At 41.9% G+C, this 26,886-nt stretch carries 29 protein-coding genes; 4 read left to right on the top strand and 25 right to left on the bottom strand.

All coding sequences use genetic code 11. The features are described 5' to 3' along the window. Positions 1 to 68: 68 nt before the first annotated feature. Positions 69 to 2,069: a copper amine oxidase gene (locus B9A52_RS06670; RefSeq protein ID WP_084119567.1), complete on the top strand. Its 2,001-nt coding sequence runs from the start codon at positions 69 to 71 to the stop codon at positions 2,067 to 2,069. Between the two features lie 86 nt (positions 2,070 to 2,155). Here B9A52_RS06670 and B9A52_RS06665 read toward each other — a convergent pair whose 3' ends face one another. Beyond that, positions 2,156 to 2,668, bottom strand: a complete 513-nt coding sequence (locus B9A52_RS06665) for a hypothetical protein (protein WP_084119566.1) — start codon at positions 2,666 to 2,668, stop codon at positions 2,156 to 2,158. 269 nt (positions 2,669 to 2,937) lie between these two features. Between B9A52_RS06665 and B9A52_RS06660 the strand changes: the two genes are divergently transcribed. Next, on the top strand, positions 2,938 to 4,206 hold the full coding sequence (locus B9A52_RS06660) for an aspartate aminotransferase family protein (protein ID WP_084119565.1): 1,269 nt from the start codon (positions 2,938 to 2,940) through the stop codon (positions 4,204 to 4,206). A 25-nt stretch (positions 4,207 to 4,231) separates the two neighbouring features. Then, the gene (locus B9A52_RS06655) at positions 4,232 to 5,296 is read left to right on the top strand and encodes a GNAT family N-acetyltransferase (RefSeq protein ID WP_157370090.1); all 1,065 of its coding nucleotides are present in this window, start codon (positions 4,232 to 4,234) and stop codon (positions 5,294 to 5,296) included. A gap of 75 nt (positions 5,297 to 5,371) precedes the next feature. On the opposite strand, the gene B9A52_RS06650 is transcribed toward B9A52_RS06655, so the two are convergent. The 16 genes from B9A52_RS06650 to B9A52_RS06575 form a co-directional block, all read right to left on the bottom strand. Beyond that, entirely contained in the window at positions 5,372 to 6,916 is a 1,545-nt protein-coding gene (locus tag B9A52_RS06650) for an amidase (RefSeq protein ID WP_172805170.1), read from the bottom strand. Positions 6,917 to 7,129: 213 nt separating this feature from the next. Continuing rightward, the gene (locus tag B9A52_RS06645; protein WP_084119562.1) at positions 7,130 to 7,921 is read right to left on the bottom strand and encodes a DUF6090 family protein; all 792 of its coding nucleotides are present in this window, start codon (positions 7,919 to 7,921) and stop codon (positions 7,130 to 7,132) included. Between the two features lie 33 nt (positions 7,922 to 7,954). Next, positions 7,955 to 8,146, bottom strand: a complete 192-nt coding sequence (locus B9A52_RS06640; protein ID WP_084119561.1) for a hypothetical protein — start codon at positions 8,144 to 8,146, stop codon at positions 7,955 to 7,957. A 61-nt stretch (positions 8,147 to 8,207) separates the two neighbouring features. Next, positions 8,208 to 10,433, bottom strand: a complete 2,226-nt coding sequence (locus B9A52_RS06635; RefSeq protein WP_084119560.1) for a xanthine dehydrogenase family protein molybdopterin-binding subunit — start codon at positions 10,431 to 10,433, stop codon at positions 8,208 to 8,210. 11 nt (positions 10,434 to 10,444) lie between these two features. Then, positions 10,445 to 10,921, bottom strand: coding sequence for a (2Fe-2S)-binding protein (locus tag B9A52_RS06630; RefSeq protein WP_084119559.1), 477 nt, complete (start codon positions 10,919 to 10,921; stop codon positions 10,445 to 10,447). A gap of 474 nt (positions 10,922 to 11,395) precedes the next feature. Beyond that, the gene (locus tag B9A52_RS06625; RefSeq protein WP_084119558.1) at positions 11,396 to 12,010 is read right to left on the bottom strand and encodes a DUF6090 family protein; all 615 of its coding nucleotides are present in this window, start codon (positions 12,008 to 12,010) and stop codon (positions 11,396 to 11,398) included. 184 nt (positions 12,011 to 12,194) lie between these two features. Continuing rightward, positions 12,195 to 12,923 (bottom strand): hypothetical protein, encoded by a 729-nt coding sequence (locus B9A52_RS06620; RefSeq protein WP_084119557.1) that lies wholly within the window; start codon positions 12,921 to 12,923, stop codon positions 12,195 to 12,197. Then, on the bottom strand, positions 12,920 to 13,666 hold the full coding sequence (locus B9A52_RS06615) for a DUF6090 family protein (RefSeq protein ID WP_084119556.1): 747 nt from the start codon (positions 13,664 to 13,666) through the stop codon (positions 12,920 to 12,922). Before B9A52_RS06615 ends, B9A52_RS06620 begins: the two co-directional genes overlap by 4 nt. Then, positions 13,663 to 14,442: a DUF6090 family protein gene (locus B9A52_RS06610; RefSeq protein ID WP_084119555.1), complete on the bottom strand. Its 780-nt coding sequence runs from the start codon at positions 14,440 to 14,442 to the stop codon at positions 13,663 to 13,665. Before B9A52_RS06610 ends, B9A52_RS06615 begins: the two co-directional genes overlap by 4 nt. A gap of 2 nt (positions 14,443 to 14,444) precedes the next feature. Beyond that, positions 14,445 to 15,212 (bottom strand): DUF6090 family protein, encoded by a 768-nt coding sequence (locus B9A52_RS06605; protein ID WP_084119554.1) that lies wholly within the window; start codon positions 15,210 to 15,212, stop codon positions 14,445 to 14,447. 11 nt (positions 15,213 to 15,223) lie between these two features. Then, positions 15,224 to 15,640 (bottom strand): DUF6090 family protein, encoded by a 417-nt coding sequence (locus tag B9A52_RS06600; RefSeq protein WP_084119553.1) that lies wholly within the window; start codon positions 15,638 to 15,640, stop codon positions 15,224 to 15,226. Then, entirely contained in the window at positions 15,637 to 16,395 is a 759-nt protein-coding gene (locus B9A52_RS06595; protein WP_084119552.1) for a DUF6090 family protein, read from the bottom strand. Before B9A52_RS06595 ends, B9A52_RS06600 begins: the two co-directional genes overlap by 4 nt. Before the next feature lie 13 nt (positions 16,396 to 16,408). Continuing rightward, a complete protein-coding gene (locus B9A52_RS06590) occupies positions 16,409 to 17,140 on the bottom strand; it encodes a DUF6090 family protein (RefSeq protein WP_084119551.1) in 732 nt (243 codons plus the stop codon). After that, positions 17,133 to 17,858 (bottom strand): DUF6090 family protein, encoded by a 726-nt coding sequence (locus B9A52_RS06585; protein ID WP_084119550.1) that lies wholly within the window; start codon positions 17,856 to 17,858, stop codon positions 17,133 to 17,135. The genes B9A52_RS06590 and B9A52_RS06585 overlap by 8 nt, the downstream gene beginning before the upstream one ends. Before the next feature lie 2 nt (positions 17,859 to 17,860). Beyond that, complete coding sequence (locus B9A52_RS06580; protein ID WP_084119549.1) at positions 17,861 to 18,550, bottom strand: DUF6090 family protein; 690 nt, start codon at positions 18,548 to 18,550, stop codon at positions 17,861 to 17,863. Then, entirely contained in the window at positions 18,547 to 19,185 is a 639-nt protein-coding gene (locus tag B9A52_RS06575; protein WP_231955511.1) for a DUF6090 family protein, read from the bottom strand. Before B9A52_RS06575 ends, B9A52_RS06580 begins: the two co-directional genes overlap by 4 nt. Between B9A52_RS06575 and B9A52_RS25450 the strand changes: the two genes are divergently transcribed. Then, complete coding sequence (locus B9A52_RS25450) at positions 19,114 to 19,341, top strand: hypothetical protein (RefSeq protein WP_157370088.1); 228 nt, start codon at positions 19,114 to 19,116, stop codon at positions 19,339 to 19,341. The genes B9A52_RS06575 and B9A52_RS25450 overlap by 72 nt on opposite strands. On the opposite strand, the gene B9A52_RS06570 is transcribed toward B9A52_RS25450, so the two are convergent. Genes B9A52_RS06570 through B9A52_RS06535 form a run of 8 tightly spaced genes read right to left on the bottom strand, consistent with a single transcriptional unit; the run spans position 19,307 to position 26,836 of the window. Then, positions 19,307 to 20,047, bottom strand: coding sequence for a DUF6090 family protein (locus B9A52_RS06570; RefSeq protein ID WP_084119547.1), 741 nt, complete (start codon positions 20,045 to 20,047; stop codon positions 19,307 to 19,309). The genes B9A52_RS25450 and B9A52_RS06570 overlap by 35 nt on opposite strands. Beyond that, the gene (locus tag B9A52_RS06565) at positions 20,044 to 20,829 is read right to left on the bottom strand and encodes a hypothetical protein (protein ID WP_084119546.1); all 786 of its coding nucleotides are present in this window, start codon (positions 20,827 to 20,829) and stop codon (positions 20,044 to 20,046) included. The genes B9A52_RS06570 and B9A52_RS06565 overlap by 4 nt, the downstream gene beginning before the upstream one ends. Position 20,830: 1 nt before the next feature. Then, a complete protein-coding gene (locus B9A52_RS06560) occupies positions 20,831 to 21,559 on the bottom strand; it encodes a DUF6090 family protein (RefSeq protein ID WP_084119545.1) in 729 nt (242 codons plus the stop codon). Positions 21,560 to 21,570: 11 nt separating this feature from the next. Continuing rightward, entirely contained in the window at positions 21,571 to 22,800 is a 1,230-nt protein-coding gene (locus B9A52_RS06555; protein ID WP_084119544.1) for an alpha/beta hydrolase-fold protein, read from the bottom strand. Between the two features lie 11 nt (positions 22,801 to 22,811). Continuing rightward, positions 22,812 to 23,576 carry a hypothetical protein gene (locus tag B9A52_RS06550; RefSeq protein WP_084119543.1) on the bottom strand — a complete coding sequence of 255 codons (765 nt, stop codon included), beginning with the start codon at positions 23,574 to 23,576 and terminating at the stop codon, positions 22,812 to 22,814. 2 nt (positions 23,577 to 23,578) lie between these two features. After that, positions 23,579 to 24,358 carry a hypothetical protein gene (locus B9A52_RS06545; protein WP_084119542.1) on the bottom strand — a complete coding sequence of 260 codons (780 nt, stop codon included), beginning with the start codon at positions 24,356 to 24,358 and terminating at the stop codon, positions 23,579 to 23,581. A 4-nt stretch (positions 24,359 to 24,362) separates the two neighbouring features. After that, positions 24,363 to 24,809: a nuclear transport factor 2 family protein gene (locus tag B9A52_RS06540; protein WP_084119541.1), complete on the bottom strand. Its 447-nt coding sequence runs from the start codon at positions 24,807 to 24,809 to the stop codon at positions 24,363 to 24,365. Further along, positions 24,806 to 26,836, bottom strand: a complete 2,031-nt coding sequence (locus tag B9A52_RS06535) for a S9 family peptidase (RefSeq protein WP_084119540.1) — start codon at positions 26,834 to 26,836, stop codon at positions 24,806 to 24,808. The genes B9A52_RS06540 and B9A52_RS06535 overlap by 4 nt, the downstream gene beginning before the upstream one ends. Positions 26,837 to 26,886 lie beyond the last annotated feature (50 nt).

Here is a 26,886-nt window from a genome sequence, read left to right as displayed (position 1 = left end):
AAAATACAATAAGGTTGCTAAATTGATCTATAATTTAAAAACCACCAACAATCTCAAATATCAACCAAATGAGAAAGAAATCCTCCATTTATCTGGCTTGTTGCCTTTTCTTTATGTTCAGTGGGAATTTATTTTCTCAGTCCACCATCATGCAATATAAGCATCCATTGGACCCCCTTGACACCAATGAGATCAAGATCGTCAAACAGGTGTTATTGAAAGAAAATAAGGTAAGAAATGACAGCAGCAGTCTATATAGTATCATAAACCTACAGGAGCCTCCCAAAAGTGAGGTGTTGGCCTATAAACCGGGTGATGACTTCAGGCGTGAAGCCTTTGCTTATGTGTATGATTATCCAGCAAATGCTTTGGGAAAAGCTGTTATTGATCTAAAGCAACAAAAATTGCTTTCCTTCGAAAAGATAGAAGGAAAACAACCCACAGGTGCTTTTAAAGCAGATTCCATCGCTTCCGAGATTGTCAAAAACAATTCAGAATGGATAGCTGCGCTTACCAAAAGGGGGATACATCCCGATTCCGTAAAAGCCAGTTTTGGGAATTTTGCAGCTGATCTTGGGCTTGCCCCGATAGGTAATCGGGAACTTATAATTTCTCCTGTTTACAAAAATAAGCAGTTCAGTAGGATGCAAATTGGAGGAATTTACGCCTTTGTGGATGTCACGGACAAAAAAGTCCTGAAAGTAGTGGATACCGGCGGGGGTTGGTCAGAGCCGGTTAAAGTGAATTATTTCAATGGAGATTCCATCAAAATTGACATGACCACGCCAAAACAAGTACTGATTACCCAGCCGGAAGGGGTCAATTACCGAATTGAAGGAAATCAAGTGATTTCTCACCTTTGGAAATTCAGATTCAGTATCCACAGTAGGGAAGGTTTGGTGATTCATGATCTGCACTACTTTGATCAGGAACAAAAGAAGTGGCGCTATATCATGTATAGGGGCGGATTGGCAGAAATGATCGTGAATTATGGTTCTCCGGATTTGTTGAATGCCTCCAATAACTATTTTGATGTGGGAGAATTCAGGTTATTTCAGACCAAAGCCAGACCCCTCACCTATGGTGCTGACGCCCCGGAGAACGCCACTTATCTGCCCGCTGTTTTGCATGATGATTTTGCCAAACCTATTGTATCGGATAGTGCTATTGCCGTATTTGAAGAATATGGCGGAGTGCTATGGAGGCATCAAAACCATGCCAGAAGGGCAACCGATCTCGCTATCAAATATTACATCACCGCAGGTAATTACGATTACGGGTTTAAATGGACTTTCAAAGAAGACGGTACAGTGGTCATCGTTACAGAACTCAATGGCATCGCGCATATCCGTGTCGTGGAGCGGGTAACGGATGACCCCGGAAGTGCTGACGAGGCTTATCAGGGTAATTATTTCGGGACTATCGTAGAGCCGCATGTGGAAGCCAACAACCACCAGCATTTTTTCATTTTCAGGCTTGATCTCGATATTGATGGCCAGCACAATTCTGTGGGAGAAATGAATATGGTTGCGGTACCGAAAGGACCGGACAACCCCTACGGGAATGCCATTATTGGAAAAATGGACATGTTTAAGAATGAGCTTGAGGCCAAACGCATGGCAAACGCTGCCAGCAGCAGGATGTGGATGGTCATGAATCATCATGTGAGAAATAAATTCAACCATATGTCTTCCTACATGCTTATGCCAAGTCCCGGTGTGGTGCCTTTGGCGGAAGTTGGTTCTTCGCTTTACAACCGGGCCGCGGCACTTTATCATCATTTTTGGACAACTCCTTATAGGGCTGATGAAATGTATCCTACGGGTGATTTCCCGGTCAGCAACCAGAAAAATGAAGGATTGCCGAAATGGACACAGCAAAACAGGAATATTGATAATACCGATGTTGTCGTATGGTATGTTGCCGGAGTCAATCACATCGTGCGGCCTGAGGAATGGCCCATCATGAATCAGCATACGGTATCGATTACCCTAATGCCCTTCGGCTTTATGTCAAAAAACCCGGTTTTAGGATTGCCCCCGGTAAAATTGCCTACAACTGCTAATTAAATGGCCTGCACATAAACCCATTATATGATTCAACCAAAAATTAGGTTGAGAAATAACCTCTTATCGGGTATTTAAAGTATTTTATTTTAAAACGCTTGTCCGATTCTTAAACGAGCTCCAAGAGAAACAGAGCCTGTATCGTTAAAAACGTTGCCGGTATGGGGACCAATATCAAAACTAATTGACAATTTGGTCTTCGTCAATCGGCTTATGCCGAAAGGAACATAACCAAATCTTCCTTCTGCAAGTGCACCTGCACCCACGATTACTCCTGTATAAAAACTCATTTTACCTGGTCTGAGGGAAGGAAGGTATATTTTTGGTCCAATTGAAAACCCAATCAATCCGGCCGAAACCTCAGCTGCAAAATTTTTGAAAAATAGTCTTTCATAAGAAAGTGCCAAAGTTGGATCTGTTATTCCTACTTGTAAACCGAGAATATTTTTTGGTTCATTGGATTCTTTTGGTTCAAAAGTTTGGGGCTTCCCTTTTTGATTTGAGTTATTATCCAAAGCTATCGAACTAGTAGAATTATAGGTCTGACCTGAGGCACTTATGGAAAAAAAGAAAAGTAGTAATAAGGGGTTTATGATTTTCATTTTTTATCAAACAATATGGTGTTAATAAAAATAGAAACGAGAAAAATCAAGTGAAAAAAATCTAATTATCAAGAACTTATAAAATTGTTTATATTATTAATTTGAAACAACATAGATTCTTTCCTTTCTTCAATAAGATCCAAAAGATATTTATCTAAAATCAGTATCAAGGCAACTCACAAAGCTTTTTTTATACTGAAATAAAGGTTGTAAATTCACTTATTGCAGGTACCTTGTTTCTCCCACCACACCTCTAATCAATTTTCCCAATGGATAACAAGCAAGTATTTGCTTTGGCTCGAAAAAACCTCGTTTTCGATGCCTCATTCGCTTCCGCATTTCATACAGCATCAGGTGTCCGGTTTCAAGATATTGAAGGAAGATCTTATATTGATTTTTCATCGGGATACGGGGTTTCGAATATCGGGTGGCAGCACCCTGAGATGATTGCTTTGCTACAGCAGCAAGCCGCCAAAAGCAATTATGCCCCTCCTTGGATGCCCACAGAGGAAGCCGCACTTCTCGCAGAAAGGCTGGTAAAGTTTGTACCTGACTCTGGCTATAAAGTCTTGCGTGCTACCGGAGGTGGTGATGCCAATGAAATTATCCTAAAGGTTTTATTTGCAAGTCAGGGAAAGGGGAGTGTATTGTCATTTTACCGCTCCTATCATGGCGGGACACATGCCGCATTGGGTATGAGCGATATTAAAGCCTTCAAACTTCCCGAAATCCGCAAGGAATACGAAGAACACAAAGTTGAACCGCCCTACTGTTTCCGGTGCCCCCTAAAAAAAGATCCCCTGACCTGTCATACCGAGTGTTTACAGCTAGTGGAAGAAAAGCTTCGCGATAATCCAGATATCCGAATTTTTATGGCCGAGCCCATCCTTGGTAGCGGTGGTGTAATTGTACCGCCGAAAAACTACTTTATCCAGCTACGCGCGATTTGTGACCATTATCAGGTGATTTTGGTGATGGACGAGGTGCTCACAGGAAATGGTCGAACCGGTCACTGGCTGGCCTCCGAGCATTTTTCTATTGTGCCTGAGGCTTTTACCCTTGCCAAAGGGCTTGCTTCAGGCTATGCTGCCATTGGCGCAGCGATGATCAAGGAGGAATACTTGGAGACTTATTACAAATACGACGATGTTTCGAGTTCTTTTGCCTGGACACCTATGGCCTGTGCTGCGGCTTTAAAAAACCTTGAAATTCTCGAACGAGACAACTATTTGGAAAACGCCCGAATTCAAGGTGACTACCTCAAAACCAACTTCGAATTCCTGCTACGGAAAAAATTACCGGAGCAATTTGGCGAAGTACGTGGTCTTGGAGCAATGCTAGGCTGTGAATTTGTGGATAATCAGCGAAACAAAAACCCAAATCCCCGTCTTGGCATGCGTGTATTATTGGGCATGTTGAAGCGTGGTTGCATGTGGTGCGCCTCATGGGACTATAATGTGATGATTGCCCTACCTCCTCTTTGTATTACCAAAGATGAATGCGATGAAGCTCTGAATATCTTAGATGCATCTTTGTAAAGCTGGAACCTTTAAAACCCATCTCATGATCCAAAAAGACATCCTGCTTAATGAAGCACCGCATACTGTGGTGCGCTATCATGGAATACCCGTCCACGCAATTGATTTTTGGAAGCGTATTTCCTGGGGAGCAGAGGGGGCAGTTTATCAAAACCTGCTGGTTGAAGAACATATCCCCCACATCGTGGATCCTTCCTTGCTAGCCATCGAAACCGAAGGTCAACTTCAGGCGACCGCAGTTTTCAGCCATGTTAAAGTCCACTCCGGCCCTCAACAGTACAGTTGTCACTATATAAGGTATTTTGCCACCGACAGTGCCGTCCGAGGACAGGGACTCACCAAACGCTATGGCCACCAAATCATGTCGCTGGTAAAGGAACAATTTCCAGGACAGGCTATGTATTTTGCCTTGGTAGAGCGCGGAAATAAGGCCTCATTCAAGTCGGTACAGCGAGCGGGCTATGAACACACCGCTACCATCAAAACGATCGGTTTCAGCCGTTTTTTCCCCAGGCGTTCCTCTCGTATCCATCTTTGTCAAAGCAGCGAAGAGCGTCGTTTAGTCCTCCAAAAGCTGCATACTTTTTACGGGGAACATGCATTGGTACAATTCAACCCTGTTTTTCTGCACAATCAATATTATGTGTTAAAAGACCATTCCGGAAAAATCATCGCTGGATGCCAATATCACCGTTGCCATTGGCGGGTAAATAAAATGCCGGGCTTTACAGGAAAACTACTAGTAAAAACCCTCCCCTACTTGCCTTTGCTCCGGCGTATATTTAACCCCAAAAGTTTTAAGTTTTTGGCCTTTGAAGCCATTTTTGTGGAAACAGGTGCAGAAGCAGCTCTTGCTGAGTTGTTCGAAGGCATTTTGCAACTTGAAAAACTCAACACAGCCATGTACTGGCTCGATTCCAGAGACCCACAATTCCAGGCCTGGACCCAGCGTTTTCCCTTGGGACTCATCCACCCCTTTATAAAATCGAATGATGTGTATATGATGCAGTCATTCCAAAACTTCAGCGAAGCAGAAGCGCAAGCCTTCAAAAACAGGCCATTTTATGCCTCAGCTTTTGATTATGCCTGAAAGCCAAAGTTTCTTGACTGACGGTAATTCTATTTTATTAAGGATTTTAGAAATTTTCTATTTCCCTGGTTGGAATCAATTCGGACTTTTGCGGTGCATGGTTGCCTGTTCATAGGAATAGGTCAATTTGATCAAAACAGGTTCATCAAACATCCTACCCAAAAACTGTATGCCTGCCGGAAGGTTTTCGGAAGTATATCCCATGGGAACGGTAAAAGCGGGTTGCCCGGTATGGGGAGAAACAATCTGACTGTTATCCCCTTTATATTCCTCTTCAAAAAATGCTATCCGGGCAGGTTTGTTATTCCAAGAGGGGTATACCAAAGCATCCAATTGCAATTCATCCATTTTATTTTCGATGGCTTCCCTAAAGGCCACCCTTCTGATATCTGTATAGGTATCACCACAAGGAATGTCAGGGTTTTCCCGACGGAGTGTATTGGATGACAAGCGCTCCATTCTGTCTCTGGTATAGGCAGACTTGGAACCTATTCGCATGATATCTTCCAAGGTTTGGACCGTATCTCTCTTGACATAAGTCTTAAGAAAATCCTCCAAATCCAAACGAAATGTGGGACACCATTGATCCTCACTGAGCTTCTCGAAATCAGCTATTGCCACATTTTCAATGATTTCAGCCCCCTGTTCCTCCATATCAAACAGCGCTTTTTCGAAAAGAGCATAAACTTCATCATCAGGATTGTTTTCAACCAGGTTTCTCAAAACCCCAATTCTTGCACCCTTTAGTCCTTCCCTCTCCAGATATTGGGTGTAATTGGAAGGGATTTTTCCTTCGGAATACCGTGTTAAAGAATCCTGGGGATCATATCCTGCAATCACTTCCAGCACCTTCACTGCATCTTCCACTGTTCTGCACATAGGGCCTACCACGTCATTTCTAAGATAAAGGGGTACTATTCCTTCTCTGCTGACCAAACCCAAGGTTGTCCGGAAACCGACCAATGCATTGTGGGAAGATGGTCCACGGATGGAATTGCCGGTATCCGTACCTAGGCCAATTGTCCCGAAGTTTGAAGCCATGGAGGCACCGGTCCCTCCACTTGAACCGGCAGGAACATAATCGAGATTATAAGGATTTCTGGTAATCCCCACCGTGGAGCTTTCCGAATGCATGGGACTGAATGCCCATTCGGCCATATTGGATTTAGCCAAGACTATCGCTCCGGCAGCTACCAGTTTTTTGATGATAAAGGCATCTTCCTCGGGATAAAAGTCCTGCAAAGCCAGAGATCCTGCTGTAGTAGGTAATCCTTTGGTATTGATATTATCTTTGACAATTAGGGGAATACCATGTAGCGGGCGCAGGGTTTTTGTTTCTTGAAACTCCTTATCCAAGGCTTTTGCCATTTCCATAGCATTGGGATTTACCATGCTGATGGAATTGATATTATTGTCCATCTCTTCTATCCTATCCAAATAAGCCTGTACCAATTGTTGGCTGTTGAATTTCCCGCTTTGATAGGCTGAATGGATTTCTGAAACAGTGAGTTCTGAAAGGTCAATAGCTTCCTTATTTGGGGTGTTGCATCCTAAGAATGTAATAAGGGTAATTATCCAGAGGGTGGGTTTTTTGGGAAAATTTATTTGGAGTTGTGTCATAGTAGTGGTGAAAATTGGCATTTACAGATTGGGGGATGTCAGGTATTAGAAAATCTTAACCGGACAAGATAGACTTCTCCTAACGTCGAAGTGACAAGGAAAAGCCTTTTGTAGTTCTCTGGCTAAATTGATTATTCTCCTTTCTGTTATTGTTATTTCTTAAGGTCTTGTTAGATCGATTCCTAATTTCCAAAATTCGGTTTATTGGTCTTATCATTGATTGGCTGCCAGTTGCGCTTTCAGCAAAAGGAGATTTTCCTTTCGGGTTTCTATTCTTGATATAAGGTTGAAGCATCGTCCCAAATCCCCAATGACAAATGCTTCGAAACGGGGATCATATAACACCTTTTCATGGTCACTTTTGATTATTCGGTTGTCCTTGATGGAATCAAGCAGCTCATAGAATTTTGAATTCCCTTTTTCTGCCATCACCATCTTGCCCGAATTAATGGAAACATGATAAGAAGGAATAGTAGCCATGACAGGCTCAAATCTGTCATTGATGAAATCGGTAATGGAGGTCATAATTATTCTGACTTTTTCAAAATCAGCATAGTATTGATTGAGAAATTTAAGGGTTTCTTTTTGCCTGAAATTACTGAATGCTCCTGAGGATTTTGCAGATTCAAAGGCAGTGGAATAGCTCGTAGCAGCCTCTGAATAATAAAGCGGCTCTATCAATATTCCGAACTTTTCAGCTCCCATTTTATCAGCCGGATTTCTCAGGTAAGTCAATAAGGTGGATAAAATCTCAATTCGATTCCGGTGAAATTCAGTTAGAAAATCCAACTTTTCAAGGTCTTTGTCCAGGTCACTTAAGATGTCTGAGTAAAAGTCTGCCTCCTGATTCCGGTACTTCCGGTTTTCGTTCCAGGTGTTGATTTGGAGGGCAATGAGGATACCGATTACAACGAGGAAAATTTCGCCGATGGCATAGACGAGGTATCGGGTGAACCGATTCTGCGAGAGGAGCTTTTGGCGGATTTTGCGGAAGAGTGAGATCATAGCCAGTTTTTTTATTTTAAAATAAAACTTCCCTCATCCAAGCTTTCCATCTCCATCAATATCTTTCCCACTTTGCTCTTCGAGAATTTTTAAGGTGTTGATCAAAAGAGATTTGGTCCTCTGAAGTTCATATTCTAAGAAAGCAACTCTTGCTTCCAATGTATCTGCCCTACCTTTTTGGTCAGAAATTTGGCTTTGTTGGATAAGATTCCAAAATAGTCCCATGTGGTTTTATGGTTTAGGCGTTTTAAATAATCTAAGTTTTTGGATAAGCCATAGAAATGGATTAGGTCGTTTGCCGGATCGATGCTCTCAGATCGTTTTTGGAAATAGGAAGTTGTCGTATCCGGATTCCGGTAGCATCAAAAATGGCATTGGTCAGGGCCGGGGCTATAACAGGCGTACTGGGTTCGCCCGCCCCTCCGGGAGGGTTTCCGGAATTGATGATATGCGTTTCAATTTTTGGCGCTTCATTCATTCGGGTAACGGGGTAATTATGGAAATTACTTTGCACCACTGCCCCGTTTTCTATGGTAATCTCCCCAGTCATAGCAGCTGCCAATCCGTAGATTATTCCACTTTCCATTTGGGCGATGAATCCATTTGGGTGAATGACAAAGCCCGGATCAACTGCACAGACCACGCGATGCACTTTCACCTTTCCATCGATGGTTACTTCCACTTCTGCTACCTCAGCCACAATAGATCCAAAAGACTGGGCAATGGCGATGCCTCTGCCCCAGTTGGCAGGAAGCGGTGCACCCCAATTTGACTTTTCGTAAACCAAGTCCAGAACCCGTTGGAACCTTGAATTATCCTTTGTAAGACTTTTTCTGAAGGTAAAAGGATCCTGCTTTGCCGCATGGGCGATTTCATCTATGAAGGATTCTGTCAAAAACCCATGTGTGGAATGGTCGACACTCCTCCAGTTACCCCAAGGAACATGGGAGGCAGGACTGGAATATTGAATCAGTTGATTGGGAATCGAATAAGGAATATCCGCCGCCTCCGGAGGATGATGCTTGAATATAAACTGATGGGCGTAAGCAATGGGAATTCCCGATTGATCCAAGCCTGCCTTCATCCGACTGATGGTTGCCTCCCGATAGACATCGTGCTGCGTATCTTCTTCTCTGGACCAGATTAATTTGACTGGGTAGTCCACTTCCTTGGCGATCAATATCGCCTGCTTCATCACATCTGTTTCGGAGCGTCTTCCAAATCCTCCGCCCAGGAGTTGATTGTGGACAGTCACTTGATCAATATCTATTTCAAGGAGTTCTGCAGCGGCAGCTCGGACTCCAAGGGGGTTCTGACTTCCACACCATAGCTCACATTTTCCATCGTGCACCCATGCAGTGCAGTTCATAGGTTCCATGGTGGCGTGGGCCAAAAACGGAAGTTGGTATTCTGCCTCGACAAGGATAGCTGCCTGTTCCAAGGCGGTTGCTGCGTCTCCGTCTTTGAAATGTGTATCCAGATTTCCTTCCGCCAAATCAGTATCCATGGCCTTGCTATACCGATCCATGATTTCTTCCTGATTCAGGCCACTATTTTCTGTGGTTTCAAATTCAATGGGAAGTGCATCTAATGTAGTTTTTGCCTGCCAATAACCATCAGCGATGACAGCCACTGCCTCTCCCAAGTTTAAAATCTTTTTTACTCCCTGTTGGCTTGAAGAGACTTTGGTTTCCACAGATTTTACTGTACTTCCAAAAACCGGGGCTGCCTTGATCGTGGCATATTTCATTCCGGGTACCTGCACATCCATTCCAAACTTTGCTTCTCCGGTCACCTTGGCGGGAATATCAAATCGTGGCTGGGAAGTCCCCATGAGGGTAAACTCTTCGGGTGATTTTAGCTTTGGTTGGGTGGGTATATTGACCTTGGCTGCTGCAGGCGCGAGCTCTGCAAAAGTGGCACTGCGCTTACTGCTTGGATGACTTATGATACTGTTTTGGGCAGTGAGCTCCTCTAACGGGACCTTCCAGGTATCTGCTGCGGCCTGCATCAGCATGGATTTGGCTGCAGCTCCTGCGATCCGCATGGCCTGCTGACCGGTAAACCTCACCGAAGCACTTCCTCCTGTAATCTGGAAATTCAGGGATTTGACGGCAGTGAGAAAAACCCCATCGATCGTTTCTTCTATAAACTTTGGGAAAGTTGCATTGCCTGCGATAAAACCTTTCAATAAGGTGTAATTGGCATATTCTTTATCAGCGGGAGCTTCCTGAAACTTTACTTTAGACCAATCAGCATCCATTTCATCAGCGAGCATCATTGCCAATGCGGTATGCACGCCCTGTCCCATTTCGGCATGAGGAATGATGGCCGTGACCGTATTATCCGGAGCGATTTTGAGCCAAATATTCATGACTGTTTCTCCTTCAGATGCAATCAAACCTGCAACTTTGGAGGAGCGGTTTCCCGGTCGGATGGCTATTCCAATCACCAAAGTTCCCCCCGCCAAAACCCCAGCTCCAATAAATGCGCGTCTAGTCCATTTTTTCATTGCAATATTTTTTAGAGTGATGTGGAAGATTGAAGAGCTGCTGAAGCGCGCTTAATGGCAGACTTTATGCGTCCATACATGCCGCAGCGGCAAATGTTTCCTGACATGGCAGCATCAATTTCCTCATCGCTTGGAGAGGGATTTTCATTCAATAGGGCTACTGCAGACATGATTTGTCCGGATTGGCAATAGCCGCATTGGGGTGTCTGTTCCTCAATCCAAGCTTGCTGCACGATATGAAGTGTATTTTTATCAGGAGCAATACCTTCAATGGTGGTGATGTTCTTCCCTTCCGCTGAGATTGCAGGTGTTATACAGGAGCGAACAGGTTGGCCATCAAGATGAACTGTACAGGCACCACATTGGGCAATGCCGCATCCAAACTTTGTACCGGTCAAACCACACTGTTCGCGGATCACCCAAAGTAAGGGCATGCCAGCCGTGGCATCAACTTTATATTCCTTTCCATTAATAGTCAAACTAGTCATGATTCAGCATTAAAATTATTTGTCAATATCGGAATTTTATTAGAAATCATCCGTCTTCAGTACCTTTGATCGAACCACCGCAGTGGATTATAGCACCTTTTTTTAGGAACAAATGCCCTCTGAGGAAATTGATATTCTTTAATTGCAAATTTATCTACCAATATTTTGTCCCTAAAGGGTCTAATCAAATTAATAAATAATCTTATAATTCCAATTACATCATAATTAAGTAGCTGGTGCCCCCTGCTTCCAACCTGTCAGGTAGACAGGTCCTGAAGGAGTTTTTGGCTGATTCCTGCTTGTCCGGCAAGCAGGTTGTGGAAGAGTGAGATCATTTTATTCGGCTAATTTTTTATCAATTAATTGGAGAATCTGAATGGAATTATCTCGGTACTCCCGTAAAATTCTAAGTCCGAAATTGGAGAAAATCAAATAGTGTGCACAGGCCCTGCGGTGTTTTTCACTTTCAAAAATTTACAAAATAAAATCCTTGTTATAGGTTTTCCGGCAGAAATCTGCATAGCTGATAAACCAGTCATATTGCTGATATTCGGCTAATTTATTTTTGGAAAGGTCAATGAGTAAGATTTGTGATTCGTCAACTTTAGGTAGATATTTGGAATAAAATTGGGTGATGGCGTTGGAAAGCGAATCCTCTTTGAAGTTTTGAGCAGTATTGACAGCTTTCAATAATTGATAGCCTTTGTCCAAATATTGAAAGGGCTCAAGATTAGTAATGTCGCTTATGCACTTATCACAAGCTGCATAGTTGGATTCGTTAAGTGTATCATAATAGGTAACAGGAATGCTGCGCTCAATAATTTCAGTAATCCTTGCATTTTTTGCTTCCAAATCCTCTATGGAAAGCCGCAAATTGAGCGTATCTGTCTGTAAGTCCTGCCTGATCTGCGCATATACTTTGAGTAGATAGTTTTTTTCTTTCCGACTTTCATTCCAGGTATTGATTTGCAGGGCAATCAGAATGCCAATAGTAACAAGTAGAATTTCGCCCAAAGCATAGGTCAAATATCTGGTGACCTTGTTTTGAGAAAGTAGCTTTTGCCGGATTTTGCGGAATAGTGAAATCATATTTTGTCAAATTTTCTTTTATGTGTATCCGCTTAACTCCCCGTAGCTAAACAAATAATGGCTAGAGGACGATTAGCGGCTCTGTTGACAGTGGACTGTCGACCGTTGACGAGTATCTGTATACCATATGGCCTCTCCAAGCTCAATATACAGAATTGCGGATACTCATATGGATAAGGTCTTTTCATCTATCCAACCTTTTTATCTCGACCTCCAAATCCTGGATCATGGAATCCACCGATTTCCTCATGTTTTCATAAAAGAAGTTTATGTAGGATGTGGTACGATTCCGCTGTGTTTTAATAAAAAACAAGTACTCCCGATCAGTTTTGAGGGATTCAAAGTCTGTTGGAATCATGCTTCCTAAAAACGTATTATCCGAGTTTGGATAATTGTAGGCTTCTTCGAATCGACCTGGGAAGATATGTCTCATTCCATACTGTACCTCAGCTAATTCTTCAGCTTCGGCTTGCAAGAAAAAATCATATTGAGAATCATACAGCGAGATCAATTTAGTCCGAATATCCGTGTTGGAAATAATATCCAAGCCTCTGGATTTAGCAGTTTCAAAGGAGCTGCTCGAGTGTACAAAATGCATCGGAAGCAAGGTGTAATTGAAATGTGAACTTAGCGAATCATGGTAAGACCCGTCATTTTCTAATATCCCAAGTATAAGGCTCAGGGCTTTATGACTTTTTTGAAGTTCTCCTATATTCCAATTTATTTCCGCTAAATCCGCTATCAGTTCAGTTTTGCAACTTTTCAGGATTTCAATCTCCGCTTGTCTTCTGGATTTGTTTTCCCCGTAGTTGGCCAATTCAAAGGCGCCCCAGATACCGATGATCAGTACCAAAATCTCGAAAAAGTATTCCGGCCATTTTTCTTTGAGGGTGGATAGGATTCGTTTCATCATTTGAGTTTGAGTTCTTTTTGGATCAGTTCTTTTAGATTCTGGTTTTGGATCAGAACCGTTTCTATATTGGATGCTGTATTTTTGGTTTTTATGGATACTTCCAAAAGCAATTGTTGGAATTCCGGTGATTTGGAGAGGAGGAATAATCCTGCTTTATCGACAAATTCAAAAGGTGTTCCTTCTTTAATTCTACTGTCTTTGTTTTCAAACCAGTTAGCTAATTGGTGGACTTTATTGTTGGCTAAAAATACCCGAACTCTTTTTTCCAGCAATTCCGCATATTCTAAATAGGTAATATCAAGATCTTTTAAGTACCTGGAGTAAGTGTTTATCTCTTTTCGGATAGACTCATTTGATATTTTGTCAGCAACAAAAGGATCATTCTTAATCGCTATAGGATTATAATAGATCAGTCGTCTGATCAGATTGGGATCTTCGATTTCCAAGTCCATCCCTTTGACGCCGATTTCATAAAGTGCTTGATGTAGGTTATTAATTTTACTTAAAATATCAAGATTATCATTGAAGGCTAGCGAATCTGCCCTTAAATCCTGGATAAGATTTTTTAAAACTACCCGTTCAGATTGCTTTGCTTTTTGAGCCTCGTTCCAATTATTGATACTCAGAGCAATCAAAATCCCGATCACGACCAATAAGATTTCACCGATGGCGTATTTGAAGTAACTGCCTACCTTGTTTTGCTGAAGGAGCTTTTGGCGGATTTTGCGGAAGAACTTGATCATAGGGTATCAGTTTTGTTTAGCTGTGTATCGATTCTTGCCAGTGAGCGCTGTGTGGAAATCACCATCTCTTCCAAGTTACTGATCAAATTTTTGGCATTGAGAAGGCAAAGAAAAAAACCATTTTTATAAGCTGGATCGTTAAGCAAAACTTTAATGACATCCGCATTTCTTGTGTTTTTCGTGGCTTGCTCAACTCCACCCAATATGGCCATATAATCATTGTAGGCTTGCCCCACATCCCCGGTTCGGAAGAATGGCCCATAGAGGTATTCTTGGTAATCATAGCGCAAATGCTCCTGATCACCGTCGATTTTGTCATAGCTGAGTTCCATGCGCAGCAGTTCATTTTTCAAACTGTCATCCGATAGGATGCCGAGGCTCCCCGAACTGATCATTTCCCTGAGGGTACTGTTATTTCGGATAAATGGATCCCAATACAACACTTCCATGGTGTGGAAATTCAGAGAATCCGTATTGGTAATAGGCGCACCTTCAAAATAGCTGATCATCACCTCGGCTGATCTTCCGGCCCTGCTATAGCGGTCGATGCTACGGTGCAGTTCATCGAGGTTGAGTAAGAGGTCTGACCGCAAACCATGGAGAAAAGCCGTCTCTCGAGATTTGGTTTGCTGAGCTTCCCGGTAGTTATTCACCTGCAAGGCAATCAGTATCCCGATCACGACGAGGAAAATTTCGCCGATGGCGTAGGCCAGGTACCTTGTGATCCGATTCTCTTGCAGGAGTTTTTGGCGGATTATGCGAAAGAAAGAAATCATGATTATAGCGTTTTTAGGTAAGCGTTGAGCTCTTGTATAAGGTCTTGTTCACTCTTAAGCATTCGTTCTAGAAAGTTGATATGTACACGATGCGAGCGTCCTATATTCTTTGTTTCGAATTCAAATTCTTTAGAATTCAAGATCTTGCCCAGAATCTGCTCAAATTCCCTTTCACTGACTTTTAGGTTGATTTCATTGAATTTATCAGCATCGACCCAACCTTCTGCTTCCTGATCTATTATTTCCAGGAGCATATCTAAGTTAATTGCATCAATTCCAAGAGGTAAATAGCCTTTCCACATTCGATCAATATATTCTTCAAACCACTCAAAAGGGATGTTTCTGTAATAACTTCTAATTTCATTGAACAGCGCCTTATTTTGAATGATACTTGCATTGCCGGAGCTGATCAGATCTTCAAAGGTTGCGTCGTTAATTTTTGGTCTGTTGGTTCGGCCAATCATTTGAATGCCCACCACAAAATAAGATGTATCTTCAACTACAGGTTGATCAGAAGTTATGATATCGTAGATATACATGGTCACCTCCAACCTCAATTGGGTGTCCTTTTTTTCTTGAACTATTTGAACCCTGTCTTTGGTCAGATCCTCGATCAACCGGGTGATATACTCTTTTTCCAAGGTTTTGGCTTTGTTATGTTCATTCCAGTTGTTGAGGGCAAAAGCCCCCAAAATGCCGAAGGTAATGACCAGGATTTCCAGGATGTACTCCGGCCATTTTTCTTTGAGGATGGAGAAGATTCGTTTCATCGGGAGTTTATTTAAAGGTTGGGATGGCTTAAATAATTTTGGATTTCCTCTTTCAGAACGCGTGAAGCCGTCAATAACTTGATCCTATCTCTGCGTTTCGCCAAGGTAAGGGCCTTGATATATCCGGCACGGTTTGTAAATTCTTTGACCTTGGGGCTTTGAATATCTTCATCCAAAATAAGCGCTTCCAATTCTGAAATATTTCCTTCCAGATTTTCCGAAATTCCTTTGAGATAATTGGCTTCCATCGCCCGGTCCTTCCGGTTTTCATTCCAGGTATTGATGCTCAATGCGATCAAAATACCAATAACCACAAGGAAGATTTCGCCAACGGCATAGATCAGATATCGGGTGACCTGATTTCCTGCCTTGCCGGCAGGCAGGTTGGAGAGGAGTTTTTGGCGGATTTTTCTAAAGAATAGAATCATGGTTTGGGTTCAAAATTAGGGCCTGACAGAAAAATAATTTGGTCCGCGAGCGACTCAAGTCGCTCTAATTTAATGAGATAATTGACGATTCCCCAGGCTTGATTGTCCAAATGATTTTCAAATTCCAGTTCCTGAAACAACTTTTGGACTTGAGGGTTTAGTCTGGATTTTCCCGCTCCCTTCAAGAGGGAATACTGATCGATGTTCTTCATCGAGGCATTTTTTGTGAGGTAGGGGAGAAACAGGTTTTGACTAGTCTCATCCATTGTTTCGTAGCTTTCCTCCTTTTCTTCGATGGCACTTCCCCAGTCAAAAATCAATAGGCGCATCGATTCTGAGGAAATCAGGTTGAGATTGCCTGAAGATATCAAATCTGCAAGGACGGATTGACTTGGACTGAAATCCCCATAATCCAGACTTATCGCAATAAGGCTGTCCAGATTGTGTTTTGCGAGAACATCTTCCGGTTCATTGATCAATTCCAGCACTGCATTGGTGCCGTTCAGGACGTTCCAATGTAGCTTAATCGTGGCTTGAAGTTTTTCTTTGTTTTTTTGAAATTCCAGATGAAGGTCTTGCAGGATCAATTTCTCCTTGTTTTTGTTTTTCAAATTTTCATTCCAGGTATTGATGCTCAAGGCAATCAATATCCCGATGACCACAAGTACAATTTCTCCCAGAGCATAGACCAGGTACCGGGTGACCCGATTTTCTTTGAGTAATTTATATCGGATTTTGCGGAAGAATCTGATCATTTTCGACTTTCATTTATAGGATTTTAAGAATGTCCAAAAGCTCATTTGAGGCGCTCCTGAGGTCATCATTGACACTTTCTTGAAACGAAAACAAGTTTAAAAACCTAACTGACAAATTGTTATCCAGTAGGTACTTATCTGAATCCAAATTGTATCTCCAATTCCTGACGCTTTCATGCTGTTTGGTTGAATAGTGATGTCGAAATAGCAAATCGTCTTTTTTGTCAAGTTCTCGAATTAAAGATGTAATTCCCTTGAAGGTTTCTTTGACATAAATGGACTTCTCCTCTAGAGTTCTCTGAGATTTTAAAATTTCGGTTTTAGTTTGGCTTGGAAAAAGTCTGAGGTTGCCGGTAGAAATCAAATCCTGAATCGTATAGGTGGAGGAAGCGAAAATCCGCAAATTAGCTTTTAGGGTATCCCGTTTTGAAATTAAGGTGTCCAGGTTTGGTTGATTTGAATTATAGTAAGCAAAATAACTTTGGATGTTTTTAGCCACTCTCTTGTTTCTATCGTCCAACTCATCATACATCAATAGGTCACTTTTCAATTCTGAGATCAAGTTTTCTGTATATTTTTTCATCAACAAATTGTCTTTTCTGTTTTCATTCCAGTTGTTGATACTCAAGGCAATCAATATCCCGATCACAACTAGAAGAATTTCACCAATCGCATAGACCAGGTAACGTGTCACCCGGTTTTCGGAGAGGAGTTTTTGGCGGATTTTGCGGAATAAACTAATCATGGGCTAAGTCTTTTTGAATCATCGAAAGGGTTTCTTTGCACTGCTGAAGGGCATGGTCTGCATCCTTCAATTGGGTAGCCAGAAAGTTCATGTAGGTTTGGTTTACATAAAATTTGTCTTCCAACAAATGCCGGATTTCATCCGTGGTAGGGCTGTTAATGTTCATAACTTTTTGGCTGACATAGTTCAATACCGATTGACCTTTCTCCTGTCCGATTTTGAGTTTTAGAATCAAGTCATCATAGGTATTGTAGAGCGTGACGATTTGTCTTCGCAGCGAAGGGCTTGAAATAAGGTTTAGCCCATTGTTTGAGAGTTCGTCCACCGTGGTTGAATTCGGCACAAAATCGATCAAAAGATTATACTGCATTAAAAAATGCGCATTCAACGAATCCGGGTCTGTTACGTTTCCTTTCATCTGACTTTCAAAAACTCTTTTGTAACTGACGGCTACCTTTAGTCTTTCTTTTATTTCCTTCAGCCGAAGTGAGTCAGATCTTAGGTCCTGTTGAAGATTGGTAAGAAAGGCATGCTCCCGTTTTGCATTTTTATTGTCTTCATTCCAATTGTTAATACTCAGGGCTATTAAAATCCCTATCACCACAAGGAAAATTTCACCAGTGGCGTATTTGAGATAGTTTATAACCTTTCCTTCCTGTCCGGCAGGCAGGCCTTCTTGCAGGAGTTTTTGGCGGATTTTTCTAAATATGTTCAGCATAATTAATTTTCCTCATCTAAAATTCGCTGAATTTCCAAGTCAGCTTCGGTAAGTCGTTGGAGGTAAAGCTCAAACATTTTGGTTATATAAGCCAAGTCCCCCTGCAGTTTTTCAAGATCTTTCTCATCCATTTGGCCAAGTTGGCCGGAAAAACGTTCGTAACTGTATGACCTTACAAAATAATCCCAACGGTCAATCATAATATCCCGGTATCTATTCAATCGGCCGTAAGAGGCATTATATAAATTGAACACCTGGGTTTTCAAAACTTCATTCCGATAGCTGCTTATTTCATTGCCGGACACTCCTGCATCAAAGGTCCCAGTTAAGGGAAAGAAGGTCTCCAAGTTTATGAAATACTCCCGCATCAGTGAATCTAATAGTGGTTTGTCCGTATAATATATGTCGGGTAGTTTCGTTTTCAGCTGTTCAAATAACTGGATTTTGTGATGGGCTAAATCCTTTATTTTCCTTAGGTATTCCTTGTCTCTTATTAGTTCAGATTTGATGTTTTTTAGGAATTGTTCTTCTGAACGCAGAGCTTTCCTATCCTCATTCCAATTATTGACTTGCAAGGCGATCAAAATACCGATGACAACCAAAAAAATTTCACCTGCGGCGTATTTAAGGTAATTGGCTGTTTTGTTCCCCTCGAGGAGCTTTTGGCGGATTTTTCGGAAGAAAGAGATCATTTATCTGTTTGAATTTCGATTAATTTGATAAGTTTTTCTGCCCTTTCATTTACAACAAGACATTTGTTTTTAATATCATAGGCTAAATTCAATTCTAAATTTAGAAGCATATAAAACTCTTCAGTTTTGACCTTAGACAGGAATAATTTTTGATCAAATTCGGAAATATTAACCGTATCCTCCCTATTAAATGGTCTCAGTGAGTTTGTGTACTTAATGTAGCCCGTTTCTTTATTTTCACCGCTTTCTTCAAGCGTATTAAGAAGATTATAATAGTCTATTATAACGGCTCTAAGTGAATCATTCTCTATTTCTTTAAATTGGCCGGTATTCAATAGTTGATTGTAGGTATTTTTTTTAAATGCCCAAACCACTCTTCCAAAAACACCTCCATAGCCCAAGGTATTTAAAAAAAGAACCGTGTCTTGAAACTGATAGTTACCTTGATAATATGCTTTACCTATTTTTAGAGCTTCGACTTTTTTTTCAAAACGTGACAAAACATTTCTTTTATTAAAAGCTATATCTTCCTGCAAGTCTTCTTTCAGGCTCAGAAGGTATGCTTGTTCATTGATTTTCATTTTTCGGCTTTCATTCCAGTTATTGACCTGCAAAGCGATCAATATTCCAATCACTACCAGGAGTATTTCGCCAATGGCATAGGCGAGGTAACGAGTAACCCGATTTCCTGCCTTACTGGCAGGCAGGTCGGTGAGGAGTTTTTGGCGGATTTTGCGGAAGAGTTGGATCATGGTATCAGTTTGGACAATTGTTTTTTTCCAGGCAGTTGATTCGTTCGAGAATTTTAAAGTAGTGCGTTCTAAACTCAACAATGCCTTCTGCAAACTTTTGGTTAGCGAGTCTCCAAAACTGTATTCCGGCGATGACCTCCCCTTGCCCTATCATACGTTCGTAATCCAGGCTCATAGATTTGGTGGTGTCTCCATTGACTATAAGGATTTTTTGGATTCTGTAGGGCTGGAAAAGAGGGGCATCTGCAACCGATAGGTCTCTCCAGTAATGGAGTGTCTCGATTGTGATGGTTTGGAAGCTAGCTACTTCATCCAGTATTTCGCGCAATTTGACATCAGAGAGAATACCCAATGAACCGGAGGATACTAACTCGGTATAGGCAGAGTTTTTCAAAAGCCATGCACTTATAAAAAAAGGCGTCGCAGGAATTCTAAACTGTTCATTATTTGGAGCCGAATTGCTCAATAAAAAAGCAAGAGAATCCAGATTCGACGCGTTACTTTCATACAATTTAATTTGATTATCTAGAATATCGATATTCCATATGGCCTCTCCTTTGAGTCTGTCCAAGTACAATTTTTCCTTTTTTTGAAGTTTTTGGTCTTCATTCCAGTTATTGATCTGCAGCGCAATCAATATCCCGATAACAACCAGGAAAATTTCACCTAAGGCATAAACCAAATATTGGGTTACCCTATTTTGAGAGAGCAACTTTTGGCGGATTTTGCGGAAAAATTTTATCATTGATCAAGGTATTTTTGTATTCGTTTTGATAAAGTCAGGTTTGTTTCTTGATAGGTTTTAAGATTATTAAAAACCAATTCACTCTGATGGAGCAGATCTACCAGGAAGTTTAATACTTGTGGTTCTTTTATAAATTCTTTAAAATCGGTGGTATAAAAATCTCCAACATCCAATCGGAAATTGGGAATAAATTGATAATTGGCCCCTCGCTGAAGTTTATCCAATGGGTTAAATTCAGGGGCATCGTTAAAATCAAAGGAGCTGGCCTTTTGTTGGTAAATTTCTAAAGACCACTCTAAGAATTGTTTGGAATAGTAAGTGATAATTTCTTCTGAAAGTGTTTTGTCTTCAATTTCCTGCAATAGGCCACTTCCGTAAAATGTCTGATAGTTGGTATTAAATTTTGAAAATTTTCGGAATTCAAAAGTGTTCAGAAAATATTGCCCCAGCTCTTGATTGGTATTGCTTTCTTTTCCTTGGTAATTTAAAAGAATTTGTTGAATACCATTAGTAATATCACCATAGTAAGCCTGCAGAAAATCAATACGTTCAACTTCTAATTTCAAATCAGCCTGAATGCCTTTTAAAAGCTGCTCTATTACTTTCTTTTCTTTATTCTCTTCTTTTTGAATATTTAATTGAAGGGCAATCAAAATACCAATGACCACAAGGATGATTTCTCCCAAGGCGTAGACTAAGTAGCGGGTGACCCGGTTTCCAGCCTTACTGGCAGGCAGGTCGGCGAGAAGTTTTTGGCGGATTTTTCGAAACAGATTGATCATTTTATTTTTTTGAAAATAGCGCTAAGATTTTATTGGATTTGTCCCGGATGACAATTCGTTGTTCGTCTGCAGCCGTGCCCAAAGAGCGACTCCATTTCATCTTATTGTGCAGATGGTGTAATCCTTTGATTTGATCTTCAGGGCTGATTTTTACACCCAATATTTGATAAAATACACTGGGATCGTCGTCCATATCCAAATAGCCGCGGGCACTATAATCCTCCAGGTTGATCTGGTCAATCATTTTTTCAAATATGATGATGGTGAAATCTTGCTGGGCAATAAGGTCAGCTAGGGCACCTCTTTGTTCATCTGTAAGAAATTGAATGTTGCCTGAGGATTTCATATCCTCAAAAGAATGTCGGTTTGGGAGGTATCTAAATCTATTTAAAGGTGTCCGAAGAGCGCTGTCTACAAAGGAATCAACGGGCTGACCTCCCTGGTTAAAAAACTGGAAATATCGATCAATATTCTCCAGATTTTCTATTCCCAACACATCCGCCAGTTGGTCAAGTTGTTTAAGGTCAGATTCAATATCACCCTTAATCCTAATGATGTATTCGTTTCGTCTGATATTGTCCAGTCTTCTCTGATTGGCATTGTTGACCTGCAGGGCAATCAATATCCCGATGACAACGAGGAAGATTTCTCCTACAGCATAGACCAGGTATTGGGTGATTCGGTTTTGATGAAGGAGCTTTTGGCGGATTTTGCGGAAGAATTTGATCATAGGAATCCTTATTATTTAATGATTATCGGCTTTGCGGTGTAAGCGGCACTCAGAAATTTCCAGGTTCCATTTTCTTTCAGTAAAGTGAAATAATCCATATTATGGGATTGGGCTTTCCCCTCCCGGTAGAGGATGGCATCTGCCTTCACAAAAGCCAATTGACCTTCGCTGATATGGATGGTGTAATTGGATACCGGTTCGGTAAATCGGGATGGGTTTTCGTTTTTACTGGCCAAATAATCTTCAATTGTGGTGGTAAAGGTGGTCCACTTTCCTTCCCTCAAACTTGCCCCACCAATGGTCGCCCATGGCAAAAACATAGGCTCAATAGCCTCCAAATCGCCGTTTCCAACTGCAGTTAAAAAGCTTTCCACTAATTTCTTGACCGCTGATTCGTCCGATTCGGCTGCAGGTCTTGTTTCCTCAGATTCAAAAATGAATCTGACCCCATCATAAAAGCCCGGATATGGGACATGGCCGTAATCGGCATAAGTGACATACTTGTAGGAAATCCTTTCCCCCAACCGGGATTTGATCAGTTCCGAAAAGTCCGCCAATTGCTTATGGATTACCCGATCGGCGTCATAGGGATCGTTCAGGGAATTGGCCATAAAGATTTTTCTACCCTCAAAATCAGCTGGTTTTTGAAAAGCCTTTTCGCTCAAGTCCAGAAAATAAGCATTGCTTTCTTCAAACCAACCGGCACTGTGTCCGATATAGGCTTCAAATAAGGTGGGTTTGGTAAGCAAGGCATACAATGTAAAAAGACCACTTAGAGACTGTCCTTTGAGGATTCTTTGTCCGTTGCTCCGGTAGGTTTTTTCTATGGATGGAATCAGTTCTTTTTCTATAAAAGAAAGAAAAGCCTCAGCCCTTGGCGGACCGGAATAGCCACTAACTACTACCGGCATCATATCCCTGTTGCGATCTGTATTCTCAATGGCCACGATGATCATTTCAGGGGCAAAGTTTCGGCTCTGCAACCTTCGCAGATCAGAGAGGGCGTTGAATAGTCCATATTCCGAACCATCGAGCAGGTACAAAACCGGATAGGATGCAGTAGAAGTCTGATAGCCATCCGGCAAGTGAATCAACAGGGGTCTGCTTTCAAGAAGTATCTCAGATTGGATAGTTTCATGAACTCCGATTTGGATAGAAACATCCTGTGCAAGTAGGCTTCCAGACTTACTCCATCCCAAAAGGATCAGTAGAAAAAGGCAATTTATATAGGTGTTTTTCATGATAATAATGACTAATTCAATTGGTATTTGTCTTTGATCTCTTTGATCAGGTCTTCACCCAACAGCAGCTGCGCCTTATACTCCTGAAGCGAACGCCCCGTCATCGTCCGGACGACGGCGACTTTATTGATAAATAAGTCCAAGGTGTCTTGATTCCTGATCTTGATATAGGTCTCTTTGGTAATGGGCTTGTTGAACCGTAACTCACCAGTTACCTCAAAATTGATCAGTGTGGCTGCTAGTGGTACCAATTCCCATTCTCCCTTTTCTACAAGCTCATCCCGGAATACTGTTTTCTTCAATTGGTTGTCATAGGCATTCATCTTATTGACCAGCCTTTGATCAAAATACCGCAGGGTACCCGAGGATTTCATTTGGGAATAAGTGCCGTCTGTGGGTGAAAAAGGAAAAGTGGAGAAAACCATCGTCATACTTTTGTAAAATGCCACCGTATCCCAATCCGCACCGGGAGCATGAAGCATGCGAAGGAATTCATCCATTTTTTGGTCTTTCTCCTCCATAAATCTGATCCCGTCCTGCAAGGCTTTTCTGTCCTGTTCCAGATCTTCCAACATGGATTGCGCGAGGACTTTGGCACTTTTGTTTTCGACGTAGGCTTCCCTCTGGTTTTCTACAAAAAACCCAAGGGAAATTGCCAAAAACAGCATAAAGAACTCCTTAAAATAGGATGACCAGTTTCTCTTTTTAGAGACCTTTGACTCTTTTGCATTGGATTCTTCAATAGTCTGATCTTGATCTATAGGCTGATTTTCCATGGTCAGTCGATTTTATATTCTGAATGAATCAATTCCAATAAGCGAGCTGCGTCAGACTTTAAGGATTCCGCTCGGAGGCTATTGCCTTTGGTCATTTTGGATAAGTAGTGGATTTGAAAAGCAATCTCATTGATGACCCCAAAATCAGTTGTGATCAATTGGGGATTGGAGGTAGGCATAACAAATCTCATTTCTGAATCCATCGTAGCGTTCAATTCTGCGGAATGGAAGACCTTCCCTCCCATTTCGCGAAAGGTAGATTTGGTTCTGTTGTCATTCTCGTCCCATTCCTCCAACACCTTCACTTTTTTCTCATATGTAAGTAATTCATTGACGACGTTTCTTTTTCGAAGCAGCCGAAGGTTCCCGGCATTTTTGAGCTGCTGTATGGTACCATCCGAATAGAAAAATGACTGGTCATTAAATACCTGCCTCGCCAAAAAATAAATCTGATTTCCCAACAAACTCCGCTCTTCTGATAGGATCATTCCTGCCAAAGAATCCATGAGCACGCTTTTTTCTTTCCTGAAGGAGATATACCAGCTTAGGTTGGTCGTATCCGTTTTTAAGTCTTCTATCAAAGAGAGGATGTATTCTTTTTCAATCTTTTTTGCACTCAAAGATTCTCTGTAATTTTCTGCAAGGAATCCACAGAAGACTGCAAGAAAAAGCATAAAGAACTCCTTGAAATAGGATTTCCAGTTCTTCTTTTTCAAAGAGCTGATCATTTCAATATTGGAAATGTCTTTCCCGCTTTCAGCTATTTCTTGATTTTCTTCCATCAGCTTAATTTTCCAGTGTGACAAACAACTGCGATTGAATCAGCCAAGTCCCGGATTTTTTGGTCCATTGGGCGGAGTACTTCCCTCCCACCACTGCCTCATCTGAACCCTCTACATATCCTTTCCAGGTTCCCGTTTCCCATGCCAACATAGTTTTGGGATTGACCAGCACTTCATCCGGAGTCCTGATCCAATACATTCTCGGGCCGGTCGATTCTTGGATATACTTGATCAATTCCTTTTTTCCTGAAATCAAAGTGCCTGCCCCTGTGGTGATCAAGGCGTCTTCTGTGGAAAAGCTCGCATTCAATTCCTCATCAAAAACACGAAGGGCCTGATTCGACGCCTCCCGTTGCGCAAGAATCTGAGTCACCTCAGCCTCCTGCGCAAAGGAGAAAGTGACTATTAAAAGCCCTGTCAGGGAGAGTAATGTTTTTCTTATCCAACTCATTCCTTATCCCGATAATGGTTGAACCAACTCAAAATAGCCGCTGATTTACTCATCAGCATGCTGGGTCGATTGACCAATCCATGGGAAGCATTGGGAATGCGGACCATGGCAGCTTCCACTCCTTGGAGTTTGAGCGCTGCATAATACTGCTCTGATTCAGAAATGGGCGTACGGAAATCCTGCTCTCCCGTCAGCAGCATTGTCGGGGTTTTTACATTGCCAACCAGCGATAACGGTGATCTTCTCCAGTAATTCTCCTGATCTTCCCAAGGCATCGATCCAAACCAATACTTGGCAAAGAAAGCCGGGTTGTCCGCGTGCAGCACAAAACTCGTCCAATTGATCACGGGTTTAGCTACCACGGCAGCTTTGAACCGATCTGTTTTTCCAATGATCCAAGCCGTTAGCACTCCGCCGCCTGAACCTCCTGTTACAAATAGGTTATTCGTGTCGACATAGCCTTTGGCAATCACCGCATCTACTCCCGAGATGAGGTCTTCATAGTCATGATTGGGATAGTCATGGTGGATGGCATTGCCAAATTCCTCTCCGTAACCAGTACTTCCTCGTGGATTAGCATATAGCACCACATAGCCTGCGGCTGCATAGGCTTGTATTTCATAAGCAAAAGAAGGCCCGTACATGGCAAAAGGACCGCCATGGATTTCAAGGATAAAAGGATATTTTTTACTGGGGTCAAAATCGGGTGGGGTGACTATCCAACCTTGGACTCGCTTTTGATCAAAAGAAGATTCCCACCAAATCTCTTCTGTTTTTCCGATTTTTCTAAAGGAAAACAAATCATCATTGACTGCAGTCAGTCTTTTGGTTTCTCCGTTATTCCAGATGGCCAAATCAGCCGGATGTTCCGGTCCACCTTGGGTAAATGCAAAGCGGTTGTTGGCTGATACGGTAAAAGTTCCCGAATTATAGGGCCTCCCCAAATCCAAACCTCCAAGTCCTTCAACTATCGTTCGGATTTTTCCTGTAAGGGCCACATGCCCCACTTTGACATCTCCTTGGTCACTATACTGAAAGTAAATCCCTTGACCATTTCCTTCCCATCGGGGATTACTTGCGTCACGGTCCAGGTCTGCTGTAAGGTTTTTTACACCGGTTCCATCTACATTCATGATATATAGATTGGTCACCATATAACCCTGAAAGGTGTCATCATGACCTGTGAATGCAATCATTTTGCCGTCAGGAGAAAGTATGGGACTACTATCTGGTCCAAACCTTGAGGTCAGGGCTTTAACGTCACCTGTAGACAAATCCAAACTATATATTTCCGAATTTCTGGGTTCCAATTCAGAATTTTCATGCAGGTTAGCTGAGAAAAATAGGCTTTTCCCATCTTTAGCCCAAATAGGGCTTCCATGATTATGTGTTGTAAAAGTGCGTTGTCTCGGAGTTCCCCCATCGATTCCCAAAGTAAAAATCTGGGATTTGCCGGATTTTAAATATCCTGCACCATCACCCCGATAATTTAACTCATCTATAAAGATCGGTGATGCATTCCATTCTGCTCCTTCAGGTTTGGCAGGAATGTTCAGCATCGATTTTTTGGCTTCAGGAACAAATTGGGTAAAGGCCAGCTGACTGTCATCCGGACTCCAAGCTACTGCACCGGGAGGTATGGAAGTATTGGTCAGTGCTGCGGTTTCCCTGGTGTCCAGATGCATCAGGAAAAGTTTGACCTTATCATCTTGTTGGTTGGAAAGATAGGCCAGCTTTTTACCGTCATTCGACCATCTTGGGGCATAGTCGCGTTGGTTGCCCTGCGTGAGCTGACGGATCCTGGAACCATCAATATTGCTGATCCAGAGATTGGAATAATCCCGGTCGGTCATGATGTCCTTAAAATTCCGGACAAAAACAACCTGTGAACCATCAGGGGAAATCTGCGGATCGCTGACATATTCCATATTGAAGAGGTCGGTCAGTTCGAGATTGGTTTTTTCTTGAGCCTGAATGCCGTTGTAAAAAACGAGTAAACCAAGTAATAGCAGGATGCGATATTTCATGAGATTAACGATTTAAGAGTTTGATGATTTGAATTGTGAAGGAAGTTCAC

The sequence above is a fragment of the Aquiflexum balticum DSM 16537 genome (assembly GCF_900176595.1).
GTDB lineage: Bacteria > Bacteroidota > Bacteroidia > Cytophagales > Cyclobacteriaceae > Aquiflexum > Aquiflexum balticum.
Note: the sequence above shows the minus strand (reverse complement) of the source record. Positions and strands in the feature narration are given on the sequence as shown.